The sequence below is a fragment of the Paenibacillus sp. CR_12 genome, from assembly GCF_041953985.1.
GTDB classification, from domain to species: domain Bacteria; phylum Bacillota; class Bacilli; order Paenibacillales; family Paenibacillaceae; genus Paenibacillus_AQ; species Paenibacillus_AQ lautus_A.
This window is the reverse complement of record NZ_JAVFHO010000001.1, coordinates 364,190-387,152: the sequence shown is the minus strand read 5'-3', so window position 1 is coordinate 387,152 and position 22,963 is coordinate 364,190. Positions and strand designations below refer to the sequence as shown.

Here is a 22,963-nt window from a genome sequence, read left to right as displayed (position 1 = left end):
GTCTTTGCATGGATTTCCGATAACGTTTCTTGTATTCACGAATCCGAGAGGCTTAAGTGACCGATGGGAACGGGGCGAAGCCTTAGCCTCGCAGGAGTTGTCCGGCTGAATTCACCCTCGGCTTTTTCTACATCGGTCCGGACCAAGGGCGAATGCCCGCAGCGTGAATACGGCGTTAGATGATGTTACCTTGAGCTACTCACAAAATCCCTCATGCCCTCTCTTAACATGCTAACCCCTTCTTCTACACTCTTCATATTCTCATCGTCATTCATATTATTCCTTGCATGTAATAATGCCGGTCTTAATGATTCTACTGAATTTCCAAATTGGTACATCCATTCATATCTAGGAACCATCCACAAATGAAAGTGATGTGTTGTATCTTCATTATAAAAATAATAGACCTTATCAATTCCCAATCGTTTTCTTTGTTCACTTCTGAGCTTATGAATTAACGAAATAAATTCTAATCGCTCTTCATCTGTTAATTCATCCATGCAGTAAAAATGCCTTTTTGAAGCCAATATAACTAACCCTTTGATTGGGTAAGCAACATCCTGATGGACATGAAAGTTGCTTGATTCAAAAATTACTCCACCAGGTGGAGTAATCAAGCCACTTGTCAATGCGCAGCTTACACATTCAACTTCTACTGTTCTTCCATCACCCAATGTAATTTGTCTTGGCATTATGCACCTCGTATTATTTGATAAGAACTTGCATCGTAATTTCATCTAACGTTCTTGTATTCACGACGTCCCACCACCTTAAGACTCCGCCAGGAGCCGGCAGCGATGGCGGTTAGGTGGTGCGGATGTGTCCGGCTGATCCTGCTTCCCTGAAACTGAAATGCCTCTTCGAACCCGCATCTAACTTCGTGCCGGACCGAGGGCGAATGCCCAATGCGTGAATATATTGTTAGGTGATGCTACCGACTTCATTGATATACAAACTAATTCTCTTCATTCTCAATAAAAATAAGGAAGTACTCTTTATTAGTTACATCACTATAACCAATATCACTTGTACAGTCCTTAAGATCATATTCCGTTCCTTGTGATTCCCCTCTTTGCCCAGTTTTCTTTATTATTTGATTACAAGTTGTTCTTTTCCTTCCTTTACTTTGACCACCGAACTTATCATCTGAATTATCTCTTGAAAACTTAATTTGTTCGCCATTCGAGTCTAAATCTAAATAAACAGGATCTCCTTCATCTGTAAAATGTACAATTCGGATCTTATCTTCCTCGTGCTTAAGAAATTTCTGATAGAATAGTTCAAGTTTATCTATGTTTTCTTGACCTGCGGGTCCAGTTACCACATGACCTTCGCTCGTTGCGTCTTTATAACTATAAGAGTTACATCCTGTTAGAGCTACAATTAAGATTAGTAATGAAAGACTCTTTTTCATTGTTCACTTCCATCTCTTATTGATTTACGGTAATTTCACCTAACGTTTCCGCATTCACGAACCCCGCACCGACTTAGATAGCTCTTATCTTAGTCGGTGCAGGGTTGTCTGCTGAATCTTATCCACCAAAATGCCTCAGCAGACCGAGAGCTTCAGCTCGTAGCGTGAATGTTTTGTTATATGCTGTCAGGCTCTTCTTCGAAATACTAATAAATCATTATGCCTTCAATTTCTCTGATCTTTAATATTTCCTGACGTTCTGTTGTCTTAATAAATCCTTCATTTTCATGTGCTATTGTTACTAACCATTCTTCTCCATTCTTATAAAAACACAAATCTTCTAATAGTTCAGGTTGTATCCATTCATACAATCTATCTACTTTGCTTAACAATATTTCCTTTAGTTCTTCCTTACAATCAAAATAATAAACATCTGCGTAGTGCCCAAACAATCGTGTTCCCGGCCATTCTTCTTGTTTTCTAATCTCTTTTATATATGGTTTTAATTCTTCAATAAATGTTTCTCCGTTTTCATTCAATACAATTTGATCCCTTTTGACTAATATAAACTCGTCACATAGGTTAAATGCCAAAGATACTAATTGTTTATATGTTACTCCTATTGGTTCTTCTAGTATTTGTATCATTCAATTCTCCCTTTTTTGAGATCTTTCATTTTTAGCCTGATTGCATATAACGTTCTTGTATTCACGACGCCCCACCACCTTAAGCCACGAAGTGGCGGCCGCAATGCGGTTAGGTGGTGCGGGTGTGTCCAGCTGAATCTACTTCCTCGCTACTGGAATCTCCCCCTGAATCCGCTTCTAACTCCGGCCGGACCGAGGGACGAATGTCCCGATGCGTGAATATAATGTTATAAGATGTCAGCGCCTTCATCGAGTTACTTACACGGTTCATTTATTATTCTTGTCAGCTTTTTAATTTATCAATGTTCTTTAATTATGCATTGCGAATGTAATCTAAACAATTTTCGCAAAGCGATGCTCCACCATCTTTTGTAAAACAATAAGTGGAACCGCAACGCATGCACTCTTCTAAATCACCAAAATCCCACTTGTCAGCACAGGTGAAACAAATAAACCCTTCTTCTGTCCTAACTAAAGTTTCATAGCCACAATCAGGGCACGAGTAAATTGGCCATTCACCGCCTTGCGTTACTACTTCATACTTACTTTCACGCAGAACTTCAGACACATATTCATTAGCAATTTCTTCTGGATCGTCATTCTTGTATCCGCAAAATAAGCAATGAAATCCATCTGAAAGATCTGCGGCGTCTTGCAGGCATCGTGGGCATGTCACTACAAGTTGTAATTTCGCTATTTGGTCACCGATAGCTTTCCAACGTTGTTTAATGAAAGCATCAAATTTTAATACCTCTTCCCTAATAATCATCATTTCATCATTATCAAGTTCATCTTCAAGTTCATGGCTAATGAAATCGATCAGGAAGTTTAAAGCATCTGCAACAGTGGCTTTTAAGGCCTCAGAAGTGTCCACAATACCAAAGTGTTCAAATCTATTCCTTTTATCTCTTAGGCTATTTAAATTTTTCCTCTGTTGTGAAGAAATATCTACTTCACAAATATTAACTAACCTTGCTATACAATCGTCAAAGGAGGCGCTTGTAAATTTGCCATTTTTATAGTCTTGGAGACTAGCTTTATCTACTTTAGTAAACAAAAGCGTCCAATGTTCTCGCCTCAGACGTTCTTTAAGAATCAGTTCTATTCCGGAACTTAGATGCAAGATTGCGTATTTCAAATCAGACGGTTGAATAGGTTCATCTAGATACTCCAGAGCCGAAACAACAAAGTTCAAGCCATTTTCAAACAATTCAAATTCAACATCGTTATGCGAGTCCTTTTGATTCAACTATGATTCCTCCTGTTCCGTTTTGCGCTGATTTCTTATAACGTTACTGTATCTACGAACCCGAGAGGCTTAAGGCGCTTCGCGCCGGGTCCGACGGACTTAGCCTCACAGGGTTGTCTGCCAGATTCACTTCTCCGACAAATTCCTCTAGCAGACCAAGGAGCGCTAGCGACACGGCGTAGATACGATGTTATAAGAAGGTCAGGACTTCTTGAAATACTAGCTTTTATTTATATGGTTATCAATCTATACTTGCATTGCTTTTTTTAACCTTAATGTCTCATCCTCAATTAATCTATGAAAATAGTGATTCGGATCTACTCCGAAATCCGGTTTGACTCTATTGGTTCCCTGGTTTTCTTTTATTAGTTCAAATATTTTCTTAGAGTCGCTTCTTGAAAACACTGTTTGAATTAAAGCTCCAACTCCACCATCACAATAAGTATTAATAAAAATAGTCTTTAAGAGTACATCATTAGTTGCGAACATAAATATCTCATCCATATTTTCTTCAGTATAATGAAAACAACTCCAATTAGATAAATAATTTAGATCCCATGCTTGGTTTTTACATCCAACTATTATTTTGTTAATATCGTTGCTACCAGAATTTTTTGGAGCTTTTATACCAGGCTGATTTGTAAATAGCATTGCTACATATGCTATAGTGCTCTCTGAAATTAACAAGTTTTTATAGTTCCATTTTAGAAATTTAATCATTTTTTCTATTGGCGATAAATCACGCTGCTTATGTAAAAATACTAAATGAAGCATTTCTGCGATATGCATAAGTAAGTGATGGTCTTCCTTGTTATAATTTATTTCATTAATATATGGATCAACAGGCAATGAACAAATTGGAATACTATTTATATCTCCCTCAGCCAGTCTAAGCCATAACATGCTAGGGTAGTAATCAAAAATATTATTAAACTCTTGTAGTTCTTTTTTGGGTTCAACACTATCGTTAATTTTTGTTCCATACTCCAATAGAGCTAGACCTGCACTTGCAGAAAAATTATTCATAATAATCCATGTCATCAATAGTGCAATTTTACGCATTTCTTTATCATCTTTAAGATAGCCATCACGAGCAAGTTTTAACAGTCCACTTAAGAGATTTCTATCAAGTAAAACTATAATCTGTTTATTGTGTTTTAATTCAAATAATTCATTATAACTAAGTGCTCCATCCGGTGAATACTTTGGATGAAATACTAGTTGCATCTGACATATTGTTTCCCAGATATACTCAACTTCATCGCCCTCCATCACTAAAAAACTCATGTGTACCTCCATTTTATTCTATTAATAAAGCAGTATTTAATGAAACACGGTCTTACCTGACTTTCTTATAACGTTCACGTATTCACGACGTCCGACGGAGTCGGATGTGTCCGGCCGATTTCTGCCTCTCCGAACCCCCTCAGCCGGACCGTGGGCGTAAGCCCGATGCATGAATATTATGTTAGATGATGTTGCTGGCTCCTTCGAATCACTCGGGATAATTTTTTGATGCTTCTATCAGTCTATTCTCTTCGTCGAAAGCTTTTAATACTCTGTCTATATCACTAAATTCATAGCTTCTAACTACAATAAGCTGTTGCATATGAAGACCAGGTGGATCTATATTGGGTCTGGATAAGTTATTTAGTAATCGTTCTGGTGTATATAAAATACTCCATCTTTTTGAACCATCTGTGAAATGCATCGTGATCTCTATCCAATTCCATTCTTTTGGATTATCAGTTCCAATCTCATCATCGAAATGCCAGTTTAAAAGTCTTGGTCTTGAATTTGAATCTTTCACCATGGTTTTACCTCTCTTTGTAATCAAGCAATTTCAGCTAACGTTCCCGTATTCACGACGTCCCACCGACTTAAGGCCCCCCAGGGTCTGCGGCCGCGATGCGGTTAGTCGGTGCGGATGTGTCCGCTGAATCTACTCCTCTGCCGATCACATCTAACTGACCGAGGAGCCACCAGGCTCCGATGCGTGAATATTATGTTACATGATGTCAGTGCCCTCTCGAATTAGCCCACAAAATTATCTTTAATTAATTTCATTTCGATATTATTCCATGTGCGTCCTGCTTTATCTTGATATACATTCTCCTTACGATTCATCTTCTCAAAACCAATATTCTCGTAACATCTAATTGCCGATATATTAAAATCAAATACGTTTAAATTTATTGCCTTTAATCTGAATTGTTCAAATCCAATCTTTACAATTTCCTTTAATGCCTTGCTTCCAATTCCTCTTCCTCGATTTTGCGTTTCACCAATTAAAAATCTTCCAATTACAGCTTCTTCAAGATCTTTATTAAACCTGCAAAGTTGTATTGTGCCAACAAATTGCTCTGCCTCTTTGATCCTATATATAAAAACATCCGATTCAATCGTATTTATTCCTTTACTGTAATGTGCTTTCAATTGTTCTATGGTTAATGGATAGGAATAAGTTAAACCTGCCCATTGTACGATGAAATCTTCATCTTTTTGATTTATCCATTCTATGATCGTTGTAAAATCTTGTTCTGATAATGCTTCTAAATAAACCTTCATTGAATGATCCTCCAAAATAAACAGCATTGATTTCATGTAACGTCTCTGTATCTGCGAACCCGAGAGGCTTAAAGGAGCGTAGTGACTGGGTCCGACGGACTTAGCCTCGCAGGGTTGTGAGCTGATTCCACTTCTCTTCTAATACTTCTTGCGAACCAAGGGCGTAGCCCCAGCGTAGATACTATGTTATAGGATGTCAGTGACTTCTTTGAATCATCTACATATCGAAGTTTATTTACTTAAGATACCAATTAATCATTGTATCTTCATTACATTCAATCGCTTCCCAACCAGCACTAAGAATTGTTTCCTTCGTGTTTATATCATTGGTTAACATGAGTGTAATAAATGAATCATAAACACTTAAAAATGCTGTATCATTAGTTTCGTCTGTTACAATAATTTCTGAAGGTGCCATTTCATAAAAGTTTTGAATTGTAATATCATCTACTAGTATTTCGCCACTTGTATCAAATATCGGCTCTGAGTATTGAATTTTTGTAATTCCCCTTGATTTAAACACTTCAATTATTGTTGGAATTAAGAACTGAGAGATCTTATCTTCGTTAGGCAAATATACGTCTTCTTGCAACCCTAGTTTAAGTTTCTCCATTAAATCAGACCTTGCATAGAATTTATTTAATGCTGATATGTATGTTTTCATCGCTAAAGCTAAACATCTTAAATCTTCAAGTTCAGTTAGCTTTAATATTTGACTCCACAAAACAGGTTTACCATACTCAATTATTTCCTCATTTGTTGGGTATGTATATTCAAGGCCACTAATTTTTTTATTGTTGTACCAGCCTTGCGGCATTTGAATAAAAGGATTAGTAATGATTAAAGCGTATTTATATTGACCTTTGACCTGATTTAATATTGATGTTTTGTCATCAATCCATATGTAATCAAGCATTTAATTACATCCTTTATTTTTATTGATTTGCGCTGATTTCCTATAACGTTCCCGTATTCACGACGTTCGACGTAGTCGGATGTGTCTGCTGAAACGCTTCCACAAAATTCATCCAGCAGACCAAGGCTCCAAAGGAGCCGCAGCGTTAATATTATGTTATACGACGGAATCACTTCTCGAATATAACTTCACTATTTTTCTTCTTCAGGTACGTATTCAATCAATTCAGATAATTTACAATTAAATGTATCGCATAGCTTGAATAAGGTTTCCAGCTTTGTTGTTTCTATATTAGTTTCCCTATAGAGCTTATTGATCGAATTCCGACTTAAGCCCGATTTTGCCATCAATTCTGTTATATCATCTATTCGATGTTCTGCCATGAGTTCTCGTATATTGCACTTGATTATGTTCATCTTTTCCCCTCCATAGTTCTATCTTATCTCCCTCATTAGTAATCATCAACGAAAAGCGAATATTTAACTCTACAAAGTCAAATATTCACCTTGTAATTAACCTTATAAGGTTATATAATAACTCTGTAGAGTTAATTAAAGGAGGAATATTATATGATTAATACATTAGAATTGCTAACAGAACCGCTGATCAGAATACGTCTAGAATTACTCTATACTGAACTTGTGAAATGCCATACGGAATACAATCAACTTTCTACTGAGACAGATCAATACTTTAAAACACTTCGCGATGCTTTGCCTGATCAACTTCAACATACAGTTTTTCTTTACGAAGACGCTCAAATTTCTCTTCAATCCCTCTTAGAAAGAAGTATCTACATACAAGGCTTCAAAGACGCTCTACAACTTTTTGGTGAATTGCAAAACTCTAGCATTTAGAGGATCATATGATCCTCTTTTCTATTCTTTTTGATTCTGTCATATAACGTTCCTGTATTTGCAATGCGGGGGTGTACAGCTACACCAACTTTCTAGGAATCCATCTGCCGGAACGCAACTTATCCGAAGTGTGAATGTACTGTTGTATGTCGGTTCCTTAAGTTAATTATTTTGGACTTCTCTGTTTAAGAATAACTCCATCATCTCTACTTCTTTAAGAAAATGAGCTTCTATGTTCTTCTCGTGCTTTTCATACTCATCTAGATAGTTTAGCACACCTTCAAGCATTCCAATTCTTATTAGAACAGACATATCACTAAACGAATCCTCTTCTTCTAATAAAGTTCTTCTTAGCTTCTCCAGTTCCATTTTCCTTTCAACTAGTTCTCGAAATCCTTTTAAGGATTTATCTTTATTATGTGTAAATTTTCTTCGTAGATTTATGTTTTCCAATTGCTCTTTATATTCACTAATGCTTTCAATCCTCTTCTTTACAGCATGATCATATCTTAATTGATCAGGACCAAAACGAAATTGGGTTCTCCAAGCAACAAATGTTTTTTCAGGCACTTCTAATATTTTTGCTCCATCCCATTTATCTAATCTTCTATCCACACACAATTCATACATTATTTCTTTTAGGGGCTTACCATACTTAGCTTCTACTAGCTCTTTGTATTCTTTATTTGTCATAACAAGTTCCCTCCTTAATTTCTATCATCGCGCTGTCATATAACGTTCCTGTATTTACGACTCAGCCAATGCTGAGTGTCCTACTAAATGTTGTACCAAGGGAGTATGCCCTCAGCGAGAATATTATGTTATACGGAGTCATCTTCTCGAGAAACATGCACTAATGTCCAAGCATTTCTCGAAAGAACATTATCGATAGCTATGATGTTTATTAAATTATGTATTTTCATCGGGGCAGAATATAATTCCATGAATTTATTAACTTTGACAGGCAAGAAATTCTTGGTCGAGGCGTGCCATGACCACATATTTCTATCATTGAATTCTTTCATAATTTTCAATTGAATTTCGAAGATAAATCTATATGAGTTTCCTCTCCATTCTTCTGGAAGATGAGTTAATATTTCATTCAATCCAGCAGCAATCCAAATTAGAGCTTGTTTTTCATTATTTTCCTTGTTTTCCCATAACATTTCAGCAGTCCGTTTAAAACCTACTACCGTATCCCAATCAGCCCCTAGGATACCTCTATCATTTAACTTTTTTGTTCTATATTCAATTTCATTAGATGGCCACATCTATTATTCCAGTTCCAATGTTAAGATTAGGATTCGATTGTGATTGTATTTGAACTTGTTTAAAGATCGAATCTTCAATAGATTTATAGCTATAATTTTCAACAAAATGTTTCCAATACGAGTAGACTTCTGTCCATGAAAAATTTTCAGAATTCATTTTTGATCTCCCTTTTTTAAAAATGCTCTCATATAATTCTGTCGTATAACGTCTTTTTTACGAACTTCGCAAAAACGTCACCTCTTGAGGTGTTTACGAAGTTCGTGAACACTCCTTCACCAACCATGTTTACGATTTTTCTCCCTGAATCTCCTCTTCCAATTGATCTAACGGACTTTTAATCCTTCTTATGTCCTTCACACTCACATGTGTGTACCTTTCGGTGGTGCGTACACTTTGATGACCGAGCAACTCTTGAATGAAGCGAATGTCAATTCCACCTTCCAACAGATGGGTAGCGAATGAATGGCGTAAGGCGTGTATACTAACCTTTTTCTGGATTCCAGAGGCAGTACGTGCTTGTTCGAACACTTTTTGAACCGTTCGTTCCGTTATATGGCGCTCTGGGTGTTGACCTGGGAACATCCATTTCTCGGGCTTTTCTTGTTGTAAATACGGTTGAACAATATCCATAGCTGTATCGGATAATAGCGTAAGACGATCCTTTTGACCTTTTCCTTGAGAAACTCGAAGCGTTTTTCGCTCGAAGTCAATGTCTTGAGTTTTCAACCGGACCACTTCACCTACCCGTAATCCTGAGGAATAGGTAAGGTATAGGATCGCACGATGTTTTAAATTATGGAGTGCTTTTAAGATCAACATCACTTCTTTCATCGATAACACATTCGGCAACTTCTTTTCTTTCTTAGGGCGAACATAAGAGACTGTTTCCTCATGCAATAGTACTTTTTGAGCATAGAATTTGATCGCGCTGAGCGCTTGATTAACATAGGAATGGGAACATTTCCTATGAAGTAAGTGCAAGGAATAACTCTGAATCATGTTCTCGTGACCCATCCCATAATTTTGCTGTTGTACAAAAGTGTGAAATCGATGGACTTGACTACAATAAGCTTTTATCGTTTTTTTACTATAACCTCGAAGCTGCAGTGCATGAACGAAAGACCTTTTTATCGACTCATCCCATGAATAGATTGGAATGTGTTCCTGCATGTAAACTTCATTGTTAAACAAGCTGGACTCTTTCATCAACATGCTATCAACATGAATCATCGTTCCTTCAAAAAGTGTATACAACTGTCGAATGGATTCGAGTGTAAATGGAATCATCCAGACCTTTTTATCACTGACCCATTTCCTTCCTGGAATTTCTCGAATCTTCATCACCATTTGTTCATCATACTTAAAACGAACATACAAGGAATTTCCATCATTCCGAGACAACCATATACTCACATTCCCACCCTCCCATTATAACAGCAACCTAATTATTGGAAAGCAAAAAGAGCTCACAATCGCCGTAATCGACGTTGTAAGCTCCCGATACCTTCGGTGCTATATCCTTTATAATCTAACCGCATCCAATTCAGTAATATTACGTTTAGGGACTTAAAATTGTTATAGCGATTAAATTGATTAAACCATATTCAAGGTAGCCATGGCTACCTCATTTCTCACCTTACTTTAAGAACAGAGATGCCATGCAAGCGAAATCACAGTACTGCACTTCGGGTCGAACATGACAAGTAACGCCGAGTCAGTCTTGATTGTTCACACCGTCTTCGAACAACTCAATTTATCATTTGCTATAGAATGATTAGATTTATTTATTACTGTCCAGCTTCGCCCATGTTATCAACTACTTCATCCGCAGCATCAGCTCCTTCAAGGCCGTCATTCTTCTCTCTAATTATCTGGATGTTGCTGCAGCTCCTATCCAGATTCAATACATGATGGTATCTTGAATAAAAGAGATCAGTCTCGAAGCTTCCATTGAGACAGGCGCTGAGGTCAGCGTCCCGTTCGACGTGGGGATCAACTTTATCATGGGTGCGTTTCATGAAACCATCTTGTGATGGATGTTGAAGGGATATCCCTATACTCCACGGTTAATGACGGCCGTGGTATGACAATTGTCCATTAACGGCACCTATCAATTCTAGAAATCAGAAGGAATATTTGTCCATTCCATCGAAATACAATGAACTAACGGAAATGGATAGAAAGCGATGTGTATGAGATGAATGGAATTCTGGGTGTGTCCGGACTATCGTTCTTGCTGGTGACGCTATTTACGCCGCTGCTCATCTGGGGTTTGCGCACCTTAAAGCTAACGCAGCCGATCCGGACCGAGCTGCCTCCCGATCATCAGGCCAAACGCGGGACACCGTTGATGGCTGGCCTTATTTTGTTGATTGGCATTGGGATGTCGCTGCAGTTTCAGCCTACGCCGCTGACCGTTTTTTTATGTTCCACCTTTCTTCTGTTCAGCTCGATCGGGTTTATGGACGACTTCAAAAAAGCAGCGTGGCAGGACCCGTCCGGAATTTCCGGCCGAACGAAGCTTGTGCTTCAGTTCCTGTTTACCGGGGCATTATTGTATGTCCTGTTCCAGTCCTTCTCCCTGACAAGTGATATCGCGCTTTTCAACGGGTTCCAGCTTCACCTGCCGATCAGCGTCTACATTATCATCATGCTGCTGTTCATCGTAGGCTCGGCGAATGCCATCAACTTTACCGATGGTTTGGACGGACTGTTGATCAATGTGGCCATTCCGACCTACTTTTTCTTCTTCCTGATCTCCGATAAACCGGAGGTTCAGATGTTCTCGCTGGTCATGATCGGCTGTCTGCTGGGCTTGCTGCTCTACAACATTCATCCGGCCCGGGCTTTTATGGGTGATACGGGATCCCTCGCTATCGGCGGCTCCCTTTCATTCCTTGCGGTGATCGAGAAGGTCGAAATTCTGATTCCCCTGCTGTTCCTTATCTATTTGGCGGAGCAGCTTTCGGTTATCCTGCAGGTATGGTATTACAAACGGACCAAGCTGCGCCTGTTCCGGATGGCCCCGATCCATTTCCACTTCAGTCTCAAGTACGGCTGGAGCGAGAATAAAATCGTGATGATCTTCGGTTTTGTCTCCTGGTTTATGGCTCTGCTCTGTTGGGTGCTGGCAAAATACGTCATGTGAACCATTCCAATGGACAAGCCAAGCAAGAGCCTCCTGGTAGATGCCCCGAACTCTGCCAGGAGGCTTTTTACATATTGAAACCCAACGCTGATTAGGATTTAGACATCGTGATCTCTACAAGCTCTTTCTTCAGGCTGTTTAGCGTGGACGCGCGTTCTTCGTCATTCTGGACATCACAAAGCAGCTGCTCCATGAACTCCCAGATATCCTCCAATTTACGTCTGCCTTGATAAAACGTCAGCGCCTCGCTGTTCATCACGTAATCGCTATGCGTTTCTTTATAAATCCTCATAAATGATTCGAAATAGGGTTCAGCGACAAAAAACATCATATCGGCTTCGACCGGCGCCAGCTTCAGCCCCTCCCAGTCAATCAATATCAATTGCTGACCATCCGACATCAGATTCCAGGCATGCACGTCCGTGTGGCACAGCGCCAGGCGAAGATCGCGTTTCTTCAACGCTTCGGACAGCGCTTCCACTTCAAGCATCAAACCCTTCAAGCTGTCGATATGGGGATTCACGACTTCACCGATGTCAACCGGCTTCTTCGTATCCAGCGCCTCCCTTAGCTGACCAAGAAAAGGCACCGTAAAGCTTTCCGTCATGGCACTTGTCACCAGAGGAAAATCCTCCCCGTAACGATGGAGCTCAGCGATGATCTCTGCCAGTTGTCTCACTTGATTCTCCGCCAGCTTGCGGTCTGCGATCGTGTCCCCGTCGATATATTCATACAACAAATAAATGCCTTCGTTATCCTCGCATCGATAACGTTGGTCTGTCGTCAGCATCGGCACCGGAATGCTGCCCTTTAACCGACTATGCTCCTCAAGCCACAGCAGGATCGGAACATAATCGTCAATCAGCGCAGTCCATTTGGACGTGGAGGCCCGGCTTTTCTCATAAACTTTCAGGAAATAGTCCTGTGCGCCGTTACTCACTTTGTAAGCAAGCGCAGCCCAACCGCCCTGCTGGGGTACAATAACGGGATGAGCCAAACCGTAAAATTCCTTCAAAATGCCCTGTAGTCGGTCCATGTTTCCTCCTATCTATGCACTTACCATGCCTCATAATCTCTTTGATATATCATAACGATAAGAAGATATGACATAAAGTCCATCATTCATTTTAATTTAAAAAACAAGGATGCTCTTCTAGCATCCTTGTTTTCACTCATCATATCTTATTTTATTCTAATGGCCTGCCTTCTTTATAATAGAGATTCCGATTGAGAATCACGAAGAATATATGTACGTTCCGGTACCCGCGTTCCGACAGGATCTCGTGAATGCTGGCCGCAACCGCATCGTGGGTCTCCTGAGCCCGCTGAAACATCAGGATTTCGACGGATAACGGTGTATTCGTAATGATCCGATATGGAAGCTGTTCGATTTTCACGATTTCTTTCGGAATTTGAACAATACCGGCGAAAGTTTCAACCACGGTTGGCGTTATTTCTTCGAGGAAAACTTCTGAAAATCCTTTAAAACGTAAATATGGCACACTTATCCCTTCATTTCATCGATTTATTGGTCTTCTGGATGTCCGCAAGTGACTTTTATCTCTCTTCTACTATACAATAATGTCATTGTGAAAGGAATCACTATGATACAGATATCTAAATTGGTCGGTAAAGTTCAATTACAGTTGTCCTTTCCGTTGCCCGTACGATGCGATTCCGATACACTGAGTAAGTGTTCCGTTTTATGGAAATTATTCATTCATGGAGGTGAAGACGAATATGGGACAAAATCCATGGGATGCCGAATGGGAAGTGACGGAGCCGTTAGTCCGGCTGCTGCTTAACCGTCAATTTCCCCAGCTGTCCTCATTATCCATCCAAGAGATCGGCAGCGGCTGGGACAATACTGTCTATCGCATCGGCGAAGAGTATGTGTTTCGTTTTCCCAGAAGAGCATTTGCCATCCCTTTACTTCAAACCGAAGCCAAAATCCTGCCCAAGCTGGCGAATTACATAACGTTACCCTATGCTAAGCCCCTTTTCTTCGGAAAAGAAAGCGCAGACTACCCCGCGCCTTTTCTGGGGTACACCTATCTTTCCGGGTCGTTTCCGATTGGACTGACGGATGAAACACGGATGCAGTCGGCGGCAGCGCTCGCGCGCTTTCTGAAGAACCTGCATGCCTTTCCCGTGGACAAAGAGCAGCAAGAAGGTGTAGCGGTGGACCATCGTAATCTGACCGATCTCGCTGGGCGCAGGGATAAAATGCTGGACTTTCTAGCCCGGTTTACCCTCCATTTTACGGATGCAGAAATGAAGGAGATCGCCGACTATTTGCACGGCATTTCCTTGGATCGGGTCAAGCAGCGACATATTCTTATTCATGGAGATCTCCATTTCAAAAACATGCTGGTGGACGAAACAGGCAAGCTTTCCGGCATCATCGATTGGGGCGACGTCAGCATCGGACATCCCGCCTGCGACCTGAGCATTGCTTACAGCTTCTTGCCTCCGGCATCAAGGGAGGGATTTTTTGAAGCCTATGGCAGCGTGGACGAAGAAACGAAAGTGCTGGCTCGTTTAATCGCCGTTTATATCCCCATGCTCATCTTCATGCAGGCTATCGACGATAAGGATGAAGCCGTTGCACAGGAAGCCAAATCGATTATGAAGCGTGCCATCTCGATTTGATGCATCCATGAGATTTTTGTATCAAACGGCATAACAAAAAGAAGCTTGAGGGTTCAAGCTTCTTTTTGTTCGATCAGACCTTTGCCCTTGGTTAGATTTTCAACACTCCCATTAATGGCATGATGGCTTTTATCACGTTCATGCCCAGTTTAATATGAGGCACGATCTGTCCCAGGAAGCCGAGAGGGCCTGCAGGCGCAGCCGCCACTCCCTCCTCGGCTCCTTCGGCTGACGCAGCGCTTGGAGGTCCGCCAAAGAGGTCGCTTAAAAATCCGGATATTTGCGCTTTGTCTCCGCTTCGGGCAATCGCAGCCGGCATCTTATTGTTGGCCCGGAGCCCTGATAGCGTCACTTCCCCGCCTTGGATCTGATTCAGTTCGCCGACGTAATAGCTGCCGTCCTTCAGAACGACCACGACTGGCTGACCTACCCAATGCTGCGGCGGTCTCGGTTTGGAAGCGGATCTGGACTTCCTTGCGCGTTTCGAAGGCATATAAGGATCACCTCGCTTCCCATATACATGATGATGACATCATATGCACAAAACGCCTTTCTTTCTTGTGCCTTTATAGGATGATGAATATAAATGCATAAAAACCTAGATTCCGAGAATATTTCGTTCGACTGTGGCTTTTTGCATACCTCCGGTGTCTAATAAACTGTAAGGTCAAGAGGAGGTACTTATCCATGTCTAGAGCTCATGACAAACTCCCTGATTATCCGGATAATCAAGGAACAAAACGAACATTTGAAGATACGTATGATGAATATCGCCCGAGGATCCGGCATTATCTCGCACTGAAATTGAATCCGACGGCGGCAGATGACTTAACCCAGCAAGTGTTTTTAAAGGCAATGGAGAACCTTGATAAGTTTAACGGAACATCCAGTCTGTTCACTTGGATCTTCAAAATTGCTCAAAACACAGTCAAAAATGAGTATCGAAGTTTAGCGCGAAAAAATGAAAAACCTTATGACTTTACACGTTTTGAATCGCAGTCCATCTCCCTTGATTTTGCAGGTTATGTTGATATTCGAATTGATATCGGAGCGGCGCTTAAGAAGTTAAGCGAACGGGATCAGCAGATCATATCTTTACGATTTTTTGTGGATTGTACGCTGCAGGAAATTTCCCAGATTGTCGGCATGCGCGAGAGTGCGGTGAAAAACCGATTGTATCGGTCCTTAGCGAAGCTGAAGAAAGAATTAAGAGAATGGGGTGACATCACGATTATGTCGATACTCGACTTGATATCCATTGAAAGTAAAAGTGAGGCAAACCATCATCAGAACAAGGTGCATCAGGACCTGTTTCAAGAACTCAAGAATAATGTAGAACAGATGGCAGCGAAATATAATCATCAGCCTTCCCGCAAAATCGTTATTGAAATTTATCCCGACCTGCCCACATTCCATCAAGCCGTAGGCGAAAGCGGTGCACCTAATTGGTTCATGGGCACGTTCGATAACTGCACGTTAAAAATCGTCTCGCCCTTGAACCCGGGACCCGAGCATACCTACCACTCGATCCTCCGGTCCACCCTGCACTTGTATGCCATGTGGTTGATTAGTGATATTAATCCGCTGGCACCTAGATGGATCCGTCAGGGCATCGGGGGGTACGAAGCTCAACAGATGTCGGAAGACTTCATCCGAAGCACGACGACCGAAGCCATTCTTAGTCGGGCAATTCCAAGCTTCGAGGATCTGAATGATGATTCCTGGGATTTCGGCAAAACAGGATTTCAGTTTTCATATTTGATCGTTGCGTTCATGATTGAAAAATACGGGTTAGATTCATTGAACCAATTCATTCGCAATCCGGATGATTATTACGGCATCTTCCATCTTTCCAAGGAAGATCTTCATGAACAGTGGACGAAAAATCTCCAGCACCAGCTTAATTAAATCAATGGAAACCCGGTCATTGACCGGGTTTCCTAGCCTTTTTCAATTGAATTCATCATGCCTTGCATCATTTCCTATCTTGAACCATCGGATGGATAGCTGGGATGATGCTCGAGCTCCACTTGCCATGCAATCATGGTGACGCTGTCCTTGATCCCGCGTTCATGCGACATTTGCATGAAATCCTTCACGCCTTTTTCCAGATCAACGCCACGCAGCTGTTTCATATGTTCCAGAAATAACGGTCCCCATTCTAAAGCGCCATCGGTGCTTAATACAATCACGTTTTTCCCGGAGCGCAGCTCTCTTACGCCCGTGGAATAACAAGGGACCTGCTTATCGAAGGTGTTTACCTTCCCTATCCATTCGTAGAAATTCCGTTGATTGAGCAAGGTTTGCCCGAGCGCCGTCAATTCGGGATGAAGCAGATAAAGCAGGCAATCCCCGACGTTAAACCACCACAAGTATTCTTCGCGTCTGCAGCATAGCAGACAGGAAGTTTCACCCGCAATTCCCCTGCAATCCTCGCGAAAGCGTTCGGAAGTCAACATGCCCAGCAAATAGTCATGCAGGTTTTGAAAAGACTGCTCGATTGGCTCTCGGAGGATGCCAGCAATCTCGGAAGCGGCCCCATCGATATAGGATAAGACGAGCTGGGCGCTCTCATCGGTTTCATGGGCATCCAGCAGCAGGACGAATTCCAAATCAGATTCCGCATCGATCCAGATATAAGCGCCATCCTCGTTTTTATCCGCCCCGGCTGCCGAGCTGCCGCCATACCGGCCCAGTACCCCATGGGAAACCGCAATCGTCTGCGGATCGTCGAGGAACATGCTGGAGCTGCCGTGCCACTTCACGATATAGGGTCTCATGGAGAAACCTCATCCTGCGCCATACAACGCCTGATTCGCGAACACACTTCTTCGATCTGAGCGGCATCACCTCGAGGGGCTTCCGGCCAGCCGCTGATTCCAAACCCCCAATAAGACGGGGGCGTATTCGGATAACGCGGAATCAGATGGATATGCAGATGAGGGACGTGATCTCCCAGCACGAAGGAATAGATATGTTCCGCGCCTAAGCATGCTTTCAAGGCGCGACTCACCCGGGTCAGCATCCGTCCGACGGCGGCCGACTCATCGTCCCGCAGCTCCGCTAATCCCGATACATGCCGCTTGATATCGATCATAATATATCCCAGATAAGCTTCGTTGGAATCGGAAGAAATATGGCCTACGTAGAGCAGCTCATCCTCATAAATCGCTCCCCCCGGAAGCTGGATCTCTCCCCGATGCTTTCGACAGATAAAACAATCGCGCTCTTTCGCGTTAACCATATGAACCCTTCCCTTCGATAAAAAATAAAAAGCCCGCCATCCCATAAGAGACGACAGGCTAACTACCCGCGCGGTACCACTCTACTTGATCCGATCTTCATCAAATCCGCTTGAAGCCCGATCACGAAGGCTAAACGTCAAGGCATACTCCATTTCTGCCTCACCACTCATGGGCGAGCTTCGGAATCCTCATGGACTGCATTTCACCATTGCTGCAGCTCTCTGAACCATGAACGATTTCTACTACTCCCAATCATTGTGTTTGTATATAAAATTGTTCCTATTATAATTTTCCATATTCATCCTGTCAATGAAGAACGGACTCATTGTTGCATCACCCTTACCTCAATGACCGTATCCGGACAGCTGCTGTCTTAAAACCGGGCATCTTGCAGAACGGATCCAGCTCCGGCCGGGTCGCATGATTGACATTCTGCACGCCGCCCCAATGCATCGGGACGAATAGCGTGTCTACTCTTATATGTTCTTTAATCCTGCTGCGTACGGAAAAACGTCCATGCTCCGACACGATTTCTACCCACTCCCCGTCACGGATTCGGTAACGCTGCGCGGTAATCGGGTGGATCTCCACGAAATTTTCAAGCTCGCGTGCAAGCAGGGAAGGACTTCTCCGGGTCTGCACGCCCGTCAAGTAGTGTGACAGAACACGGCCATTGGTCAGAATGAGCGGGTACTCCTCGGATACCCCCACCCACGGATTCCCCGGCATCACGGAAAACACGGCCTTTCCGTCTGGATGGGCGAACGATTGTTGGAACAGAAGCCCCGTCCCCGATTCTTCTTCAGAGGGACACGGCCAGTATACGCCCTCTTCACGGCGCAACCGATCATAGGTGATGCCGAAGTAGTCAGCAATGCCGCCTTTGCTTGCAAGCCTCAGCTCATTAAATATCTCTTCGGGCTCATGAAAGTCAAAATATTCACCCTTGCCCAATCTGTCTGCGATCGAACATAGAATCATCCAGTCATGACGCGCCTCCCCAGGCGCCGGTCGCGCCGCCTTCCGGAGAAGAACCCGTCCCTCCAAATTCGTCAGCGTACCTTCATTTTCCATATAGGAGGTTACCGGCAGGACAAGATCGGCGAATCGGGCCGTTTCGGACATAAACATATCCGCAACCACCAGAAAATCGAGATGGTTCAAGCCTTCCTCCACAAGCCCCGCATTCGGATTTGAAACAACGGGATTGGACCCCATCACGAAGAGCGACTTAATTTCGCCTTCATGAATCAGCTCCATCATCTCGTAGGCAGAGACGCCCTTTCCAGGCAGGCTGGAAGCCTTAACGCCCCACACGGAGGCAACATATGCCCGGTCCTCCTCATTCTCGATCGATCGATAGCCTGGCAGCTGATCGGCCTTCTGCCCATGCTCTCTTCCTCCCTGGCCGTTTCCCTGACCGGTGATCGCCCCGTATCCGCAGCCTTCCCTCCCGACTTTTCCTGTTGCCAAGACCAGATTCAGATAACGGCGTACCGCAAGATGGCCATCCGTCTGCTGCTCCACCCCTCGGGCCGTCAGCACCATCCCGGTATCCGCCATAGCATAGGATACGGCGGCCTCCCGGATCAGCTCCACATCTAATCCGCATAAATCGGCGGCCCGTGATAAATCGAAGCTGCCCAAATAGGTTTTCAGTTCCTCGTATCCCGTAGTTCTTGCTTGAATGAAGCCTTCGTCTAAGAGACCTTCATCCACGATCATCTTCAGCATCGCATCCGCCAGCATGGCGTCCGTCCCAGGTCTGATCGCCAAATGCATATCGGCTATTGCGGCCGTTGCGGTTCTGCGCGGATCGATGACGATGATCTTCGCCCCATTCTCCTTGGCCTGGTTGAAGTAAGGGAGCAGCGTAGGCTGGCATTCCGCTATATTGGTGCCGGCCAGCACGATGCAGCGGGCAAGAGGAATATCGGACAGCCTGAACGTCAGCCCCCTGTCGATTCCAAAGGTTTTGCTCCCGGCAGAAGCTGCGGCCGACATGCAGAAACGGCCGTTATAATCGATATACCGGGTACCGAGCGCCACCCTGGCAAATTTCCCGAGCAAATAGGCCGTTTCGTTGGTCAGGGACCCGCCGCCGTAGACGGCATTGGCATCGGGACCATATCTCTCGGATATCGCCTGAAATCGATCGCTAATCACGGCCATCGCTTCATCCCAAGAGCAAGGAACGAGTTCGCCATTTGAACGGATCAGTGGATGCTGCAGCCGCTGGGAATGGGCTGCGTGCTGATGCGCATTCATGCCTTTGACGCACACCCTGCCTTCGGAAGCGAGGTTCGGTATCCCCTCCACCTTATACTTGGCCCTGAACCGTCCCGGGACGCTCTTCTCTTCCTCTTCAACCGTCATCTTGCACTGTACGCTGCAAAACGGACATTGTGTCTCTACCACGGCCGCAGCTCCTCCCGCAGCGGACGATTCCGAATAAACCATAACTGACCACCTCTCCCTATTTTTCGCTTGTTTAACCCACTTGTGTCTTCCATTCCCGCCGAGACAGCATCTCTGCAAGCTCTATTTGCAGATCGTGGTCCAGAACATGCTCCCGGATCGAGGTCACACCCGTACGTTCCACCCATTTCCACATCGGCTCCTCATACAAGCCGTTCTGCCGGTACCACTGCAAACAAGCGGATACGAGCTGCATTACATGTTCCTCACGTTCAGCAACGCCGATCAATTGTCCTTCACGGACAGGGTGGTCCGCATGTCCGCCGAGATAAACCTCCCAGCCTGCGGGCGAAGACGATATTCCGATCCCCTGAACCAGTATGCTGACGGACGATGCTAGACGATCGGACACCCCTGCATGTACAGGATAAGGCAGCGATACCTCTTGCCAGCGAAGGCGAAGCCATTCTCCAATGCGCCGAATGCCTGCCGCCTCCATCCTCGAGCCTTCCGTGTCTTCCATCCATACCTGAACGCCTTGGTAGAGTCCATGATCCGCATCGGAGACATCATGCCAAGTCTTCCGAACCGGTTCATCACCGTTCCCTATCCCCGTCATTTCAAGGTAATAACGCAGGGCTGGCCGACAGACTATGCATCCGCCCGGCTTCTTCCAGCCCTGATGGAGCATGAAATCCGATATCGTATGACAGCCTTGACTCACCGCATGGGTAATCGCTTGCTTCAATGAGGAGTGCCCCAGCTTCGTGCATTCACATACGGGAATCTCGCCTTGCGTTATGGCCGCCCTCTGCGAAGCCCTCTTTTTGCCGCTTCGCGCATGTTTGACCAGGGCATCCACCATTGGCCGGCAGCCGCCGCACGAACCGGATGCCCTGGTCAGCTGCTTAACTTCATCCGTGCTTTGGAGATTGCGATCGGTAACGGCCTGCATGATCTCCGCTTTGCTCACGCCGTTGCAAGCACACACCGTTTCATGATCCGGGAGCGTCTGTGCAGCTGCTTCCGCCGAGCTTACAATGCCTTCTTGCGGGATAAGCTCCGAGACAGCCGCGCCCTTCTTCACCATGGACAACAGCGCGGAACCCTCAGTCGTGTCTCCGAACAGAATGGCACCCGTAACCCTGCCTTTGTGCATGATCACTTTTTTGTACGTGCGGCTTACGGCATCGTATTGCTGAATGGCGGTTTCCGCATCGATCCCCGATATCGCGCCGGCCGAAAATACATCCACACCCGAGACTTTTAGCTGGGAATAAGGAATCGAACCGACATAAGGCTCGGCCTGCCGGCCGCAGATAACCCGGGCAAGCACCTTTCCTTGCTCATACAGGGGAGCGATTAGGCCGTAACTAATCCCCCGGTGCTCCGCGCATTCTCCCACCGCATAAATATTCGACTCACTTGTCCTCATGTAGTCATCCACCAGGATAGCCCGCCCCGTCAGCAGACCGCTTCTCTGGGCCAGCTCCACGTTAGGCCTGATCCCTACGGCAAGCACCACTACATCCGCATCAAGCCGAGTTCCGTCGATAAACCGAAGACCCTGCGCCCTTGTTCGGCCAACGATTCGCGTGGTATCCATCGCCAAGTGGAATCGCATCCCTTGGCTTTCGAGCTCCTGCTGCAGCATATGGGCTGCCGTCCGGTCCAGCTGCCGGTTCATGATGTAAGGGGCATTATGAACCACATGGGTTTCCATGCCGAGATGGAGAAGTCCCCGGGCAGCCTCCAACCCCAGCAATCCCCCGCCAATGACGGCCGCTTTTGTGTAGACCTTGGACATTTCGGTCATTTTCGTGCAATCATCCACCGTCCGAAATGAAAGGACGCCTTCCTTATCCGTCCCGGGGATAGGCGGAACGAAAGGAGATGAGCCTGTTGCCAGAATTAATGCATCATAACCTTCCCGTTTACCGGAGACAGTCTCGATGCAGCGGGCTTTGACATCGATATGATGAACGGCTTCACCGGTCAATAACCGGATGCCATGCCGCTCATACCAAGACCAGTCGTTCAGGATAATATCCTGGAGGGAATGTTCGCCTTGAAGGACTTTAGACAACAGAATCCGATTATAGTTGGGGCGAGGTTCGGCGCCGAATATCGTAATATCGAAAAGCTCCGGCCCAAGCTGGAGTATTTCCTCTACGCATCGTATCCCTGCCATTCCATTTCCGACAACAATGAGCTTCTTTCTCTTCATGAATTACCTCCACTCTACCCTTGTCACTTTCATGTAAGAAAATACGAAACGCCCTTTCCCTGCGAACAGGAAAGGGCGTCATTGCCATCAAAACCGGCACATCCTTGTGCCATATTGGTATTCGTAACATACATCTAGCTTAGTTGACGAAATTCGATATGTCAATATATGTGACATATATTCATCGGGATTTTAATAATTAATAATTATTCGTTTTTTGTGTGATGTATATTGACATTTATTTGACCTGTTATCTATAATGTGAATCAGCAAAATCATATATTTCACAGACGGAAGACACAATGACGTGTCTGCGTCTTGGGCAACGAGGCCGCAAGTCGTTCTGCAAT

General features: G+C 44.1%; 23 protein-coding genes and 1 other annotated feature. Of the genes, 4 read left to right on the top strand and 19 right to left on the bottom strand.

Going from position 1 to position 22,963, the window contains the following annotated elements; genetic code table 11:
* Nucleotides 1-185: 185 nt before the first annotated feature.
* The 9 genes from RB297_RS01810 to RB297_RS01770 form a co-directional block, all read right to left on the bottom strand.
* On the bottom strand, nucleotides 186-692 hold the full coding sequence (locus RB297_RS01810) for an HIT family protein (RefSeq protein WP_007127786.1): 507 nt from the start codon (nucleotides 690-692) through the stop codon (nucleotides 186-188).
* A gap of 263 nt (nucleotides 693-955) precedes the next feature.
* Nucleotides 956-1,414, bottom strand: coding sequence for a DUF4362 domain-containing protein (locus tag RB297_RS01805; RefSeq protein ID WP_375119553.1), 459 nt, complete (start codon nucleotides 1,412-1,414; stop codon nucleotides 956-958).
* Nucleotides 1,415-1,620: 206 nt separating this feature from the next.
* Entirely contained in the window at nucleotides 1,621-2,061 is a 441-nt protein-coding gene (locus tag RB297_RS01800) for a hypothetical protein (protein WP_375119552.1), read from the bottom strand.
* Between the two features lie 313 nt (nucleotides 2,062-2,374).
* Entirely contained in the window at nucleotides 2,375-3,310 is a 936-nt protein-coding gene (locus tag RB297_RS01795; protein ID WP_332294281.1) for a hypothetical protein, read from the bottom strand.
* Nucleotides 3,311-3,556: 246 nt separating this feature from the next.
* Nucleotides 3,557-4,597, bottom strand: a complete 1,041-nt coding sequence (locus RB297_RS01790; RefSeq protein ID WP_375119551.1) for a hypothetical protein — start codon at nucleotides 4,595-4,597, stop codon at nucleotides 3,557-3,559.
* Between the two features lie 208 nt (nucleotides 4,598-4,805).
* Entirely contained in the window at nucleotides 4,806-5,123 is a 318-nt protein-coding gene (locus RB297_RS01785; protein ID WP_071224293.1) for a hypothetical protein, read from the bottom strand.
* A 221-nt stretch (nucleotides 5,124-5,344) separates the two neighbouring features.
* Complete coding sequence (locus RB297_RS01780; protein WP_375119550.1) at nucleotides 5,345-5,878, bottom strand: GNAT family N-acetyltransferase; 534 nt, start codon at nucleotides 5,876-5,878, stop codon at nucleotides 5,345-5,347.
* Nucleotides 5,879-6,113: 235 nt separating this feature from the next.
* Nucleotides 6,114-6,794 carry a DUF2711 family protein gene (locus tag RB297_RS01775; protein WP_375119549.1) on the bottom strand — a complete coding sequence of 227 codons (681 nt, stop codon included), beginning with the start codon at nucleotides 6,792-6,794 and terminating at the stop codon, nucleotides 6,114-6,116.
* A gap of 191 nt (nucleotides 6,795-6,985) precedes the next feature.
* On the bottom strand, nucleotides 6,986-7,210 hold the full coding sequence (locus RB297_RS01770; RefSeq protein WP_375119548.1) for a helix-turn-helix domain-containing protein: 225 nt from the start codon (nucleotides 7,208-7,210) through the stop codon (nucleotides 6,986-6,988).
* Between the two features lie 153 nt (nucleotides 7,211-7,363).
* Between RB297_RS01770 and RB297_RS01765 the strand changes: the two genes are divergently transcribed.
* Nucleotides 7,364-7,651 (top strand): hypothetical protein, encoded by a 288-nt coding sequence (locus RB297_RS01765; protein ID WP_375119547.1) that lies wholly within the window; start codon nucleotides 7,364-7,366, stop codon nucleotides 7,649-7,651.
* Between the two features lie 162 nt (nucleotides 7,652-7,813).
* On the opposite strand, the gene RB297_RS01760 is transcribed toward RB297_RS01765, so the two are convergent.
* The 3 genes from RB297_RS01760 to xerA all read right to left on the bottom strand — a co-directional run bounded on the left by RB297_RS01760 (nucleotide 7,814) and on the right by xerA (nucleotide 10,336).
* On the bottom strand, nucleotides 7,814-8,344 hold the full coding sequence (locus tag RB297_RS01760) for a hypothetical protein (protein WP_375119546.1): 531 nt from the start codon (nucleotides 8,342-8,344) through the stop codon (nucleotides 7,814-7,816).
* 128 nt (nucleotides 8,345-8,472) lie between these two features.
* A complete protein-coding gene (locus tag RB297_RS01755) occupies nucleotides 8,473-8,922 on the bottom strand; it encodes a hypothetical protein (protein ID WP_375119545.1) in 450 nt (149 codons plus the stop codon).
* A 286-nt stretch (nucleotides 8,923-9,208) separates the two neighbouring features.
* Nucleotides 9,209-10,336, bottom strand: coding sequence for a site-specific tyrosine recombinase/integron integrase (gene xerA, locus RB297_RS01750; RefSeq protein ID WP_332294275.1), 1,128 nt, complete (start codon nucleotides 10,334-10,336; stop codon nucleotides 9,209-9,211).
* Between the two features lie 784 nt (nucleotides 10,337-11,120).
* Between xerA and mraY the strand changes: the two genes are divergently transcribed.
* Nucleotides 11,121-12,071 carry a phospho-N-acetylmuramoyl-pentapeptide-transferase gene (mraY, locus tag RB297_RS01745; RefSeq protein ID WP_176502375.1) on the top strand — a complete coding sequence of 317 codons (951 nt, stop codon included), beginning with the start codon at nucleotides 11,121-11,123 and terminating at the stop codon, nucleotides 12,069-12,071.
* Nucleotides 12,072-12,162: 91 nt separating this feature from the next.
* Here the strand turns inward: mraY and RB297_RS01740 are convergent, their stop codons facing one another.
* Nucleotides 12,163-13,107, bottom strand: a complete 945-nt coding sequence (locus RB297_RS01740; protein ID WP_332294274.1) for an aminoglycoside phosphotransferase family protein — start codon at nucleotides 13,105-13,107, stop codon at nucleotides 12,163-12,165.
* Between the two features lie 151 nt (nucleotides 13,108-13,258).
* Nucleotides 13,259-13,573: a DUF1904 family protein gene (locus RB297_RS01735; RefSeq protein WP_090911464.1), complete on the bottom strand. Its 315-nt coding sequence runs from the start codon at nucleotides 13,571-13,573 to the stop codon at nucleotides 13,259-13,261.
* A gap of 238 nt (nucleotides 13,574-13,811) precedes the next feature.
* Here RB297_RS01735 and RB297_RS01730 point away from each other — a divergent pair, with 238 nt between their 5' ends.
* Nucleotides 13,812-14,723, top strand: coding sequence for an aminoglycoside phosphotransferase family protein (locus tag RB297_RS01730; RefSeq protein ID WP_375119544.1), 912 nt, complete (start codon nucleotides 13,812-13,814; stop codon nucleotides 14,721-14,723).
* A 91-nt stretch (nucleotides 14,724-14,814) separates the two neighbouring features.
* Here the strand turns inward: RB297_RS01730 and RB297_RS01725 are convergent, their stop codons facing one another.
* Nucleotides 14,815-15,216 carry a hypothetical protein gene (locus RB297_RS01725; RefSeq protein ID WP_192572277.1) on the bottom strand — a complete coding sequence of 134 codons (402 nt, stop codon included), beginning with the start codon at nucleotides 15,214-15,216 and terminating at the stop codon, nucleotides 14,815-14,817.
* Nucleotides 15,217-15,410: 194 nt separating this feature from the next.
* On the opposite strand from RB297_RS01725, the gene RB297_RS01720 reads away from it, so the two are divergent.
* A complete protein-coding gene (locus RB297_RS01720; RefSeq protein ID WP_375119543.1) occupies nucleotides 15,411-16,631 on the top strand; it encodes an RNA polymerase sigma factor in 1,221 nt (406 codons plus the stop codon).
* A gap of 74 nt (nucleotides 16,632-16,705) precedes the next feature.
* Here RB297_RS01720 and RB297_RS01715 read toward each other — a convergent pair whose 3' ends face one another.
* The 4 genes from RB297_RS01715 to nirB form a co-directional block, all read right to left on the bottom strand.
* Nucleotides 16,706-17,503, bottom strand: coding sequence for a PP2C family serine/threonine-protein phosphatase (locus tag RB297_RS01715; RefSeq protein ID WP_375119542.1), 798 nt, complete (start codon nucleotides 17,501-17,503; stop codon nucleotides 16,706-16,708).
* Complete coding sequence (locus RB297_RS01710) at nucleotides 17,500-17,967, bottom strand: HIT family protein (protein ID WP_192572280.1); 468 nt, start codon at nucleotides 17,965-17,967, stop codon at nucleotides 17,500-17,502. The genes RB297_RS01715 and RB297_RS01710 overlap by 4 nt, the downstream gene beginning before the upstream one ends.
* Nucleotides 17,968-18,010: 43 nt before the next feature.
* Nucleotides 18,011-18,233, bottom strand: a binding site (T-box leader).
* Between the two features lie 74 nt (nucleotides 18,234-18,307).
* A complete protein-coding gene (gene nasC / locus RB297_RS01705) occupies nucleotides 18,308-20,428 on the bottom strand; it encodes an assimilatory nitrate reductase catalytic subunit NasC (protein ID WP_375119541.1) in 2,121 nt (706 codons plus the stop codon).
* 31 nt (nucleotides 20,429-20,459) lie between these two features.
* Entirely contained in the window at nucleotides 20,460-22,613 is a 2,154-nt protein-coding gene (nirB, locus tag RB297_RS01700; protein ID WP_375119540.1) for a nitrite reductase large subunit NirB, read from the bottom strand.
* Nucleotides 22,614-22,963 lie beyond the last annotated feature (350 nt).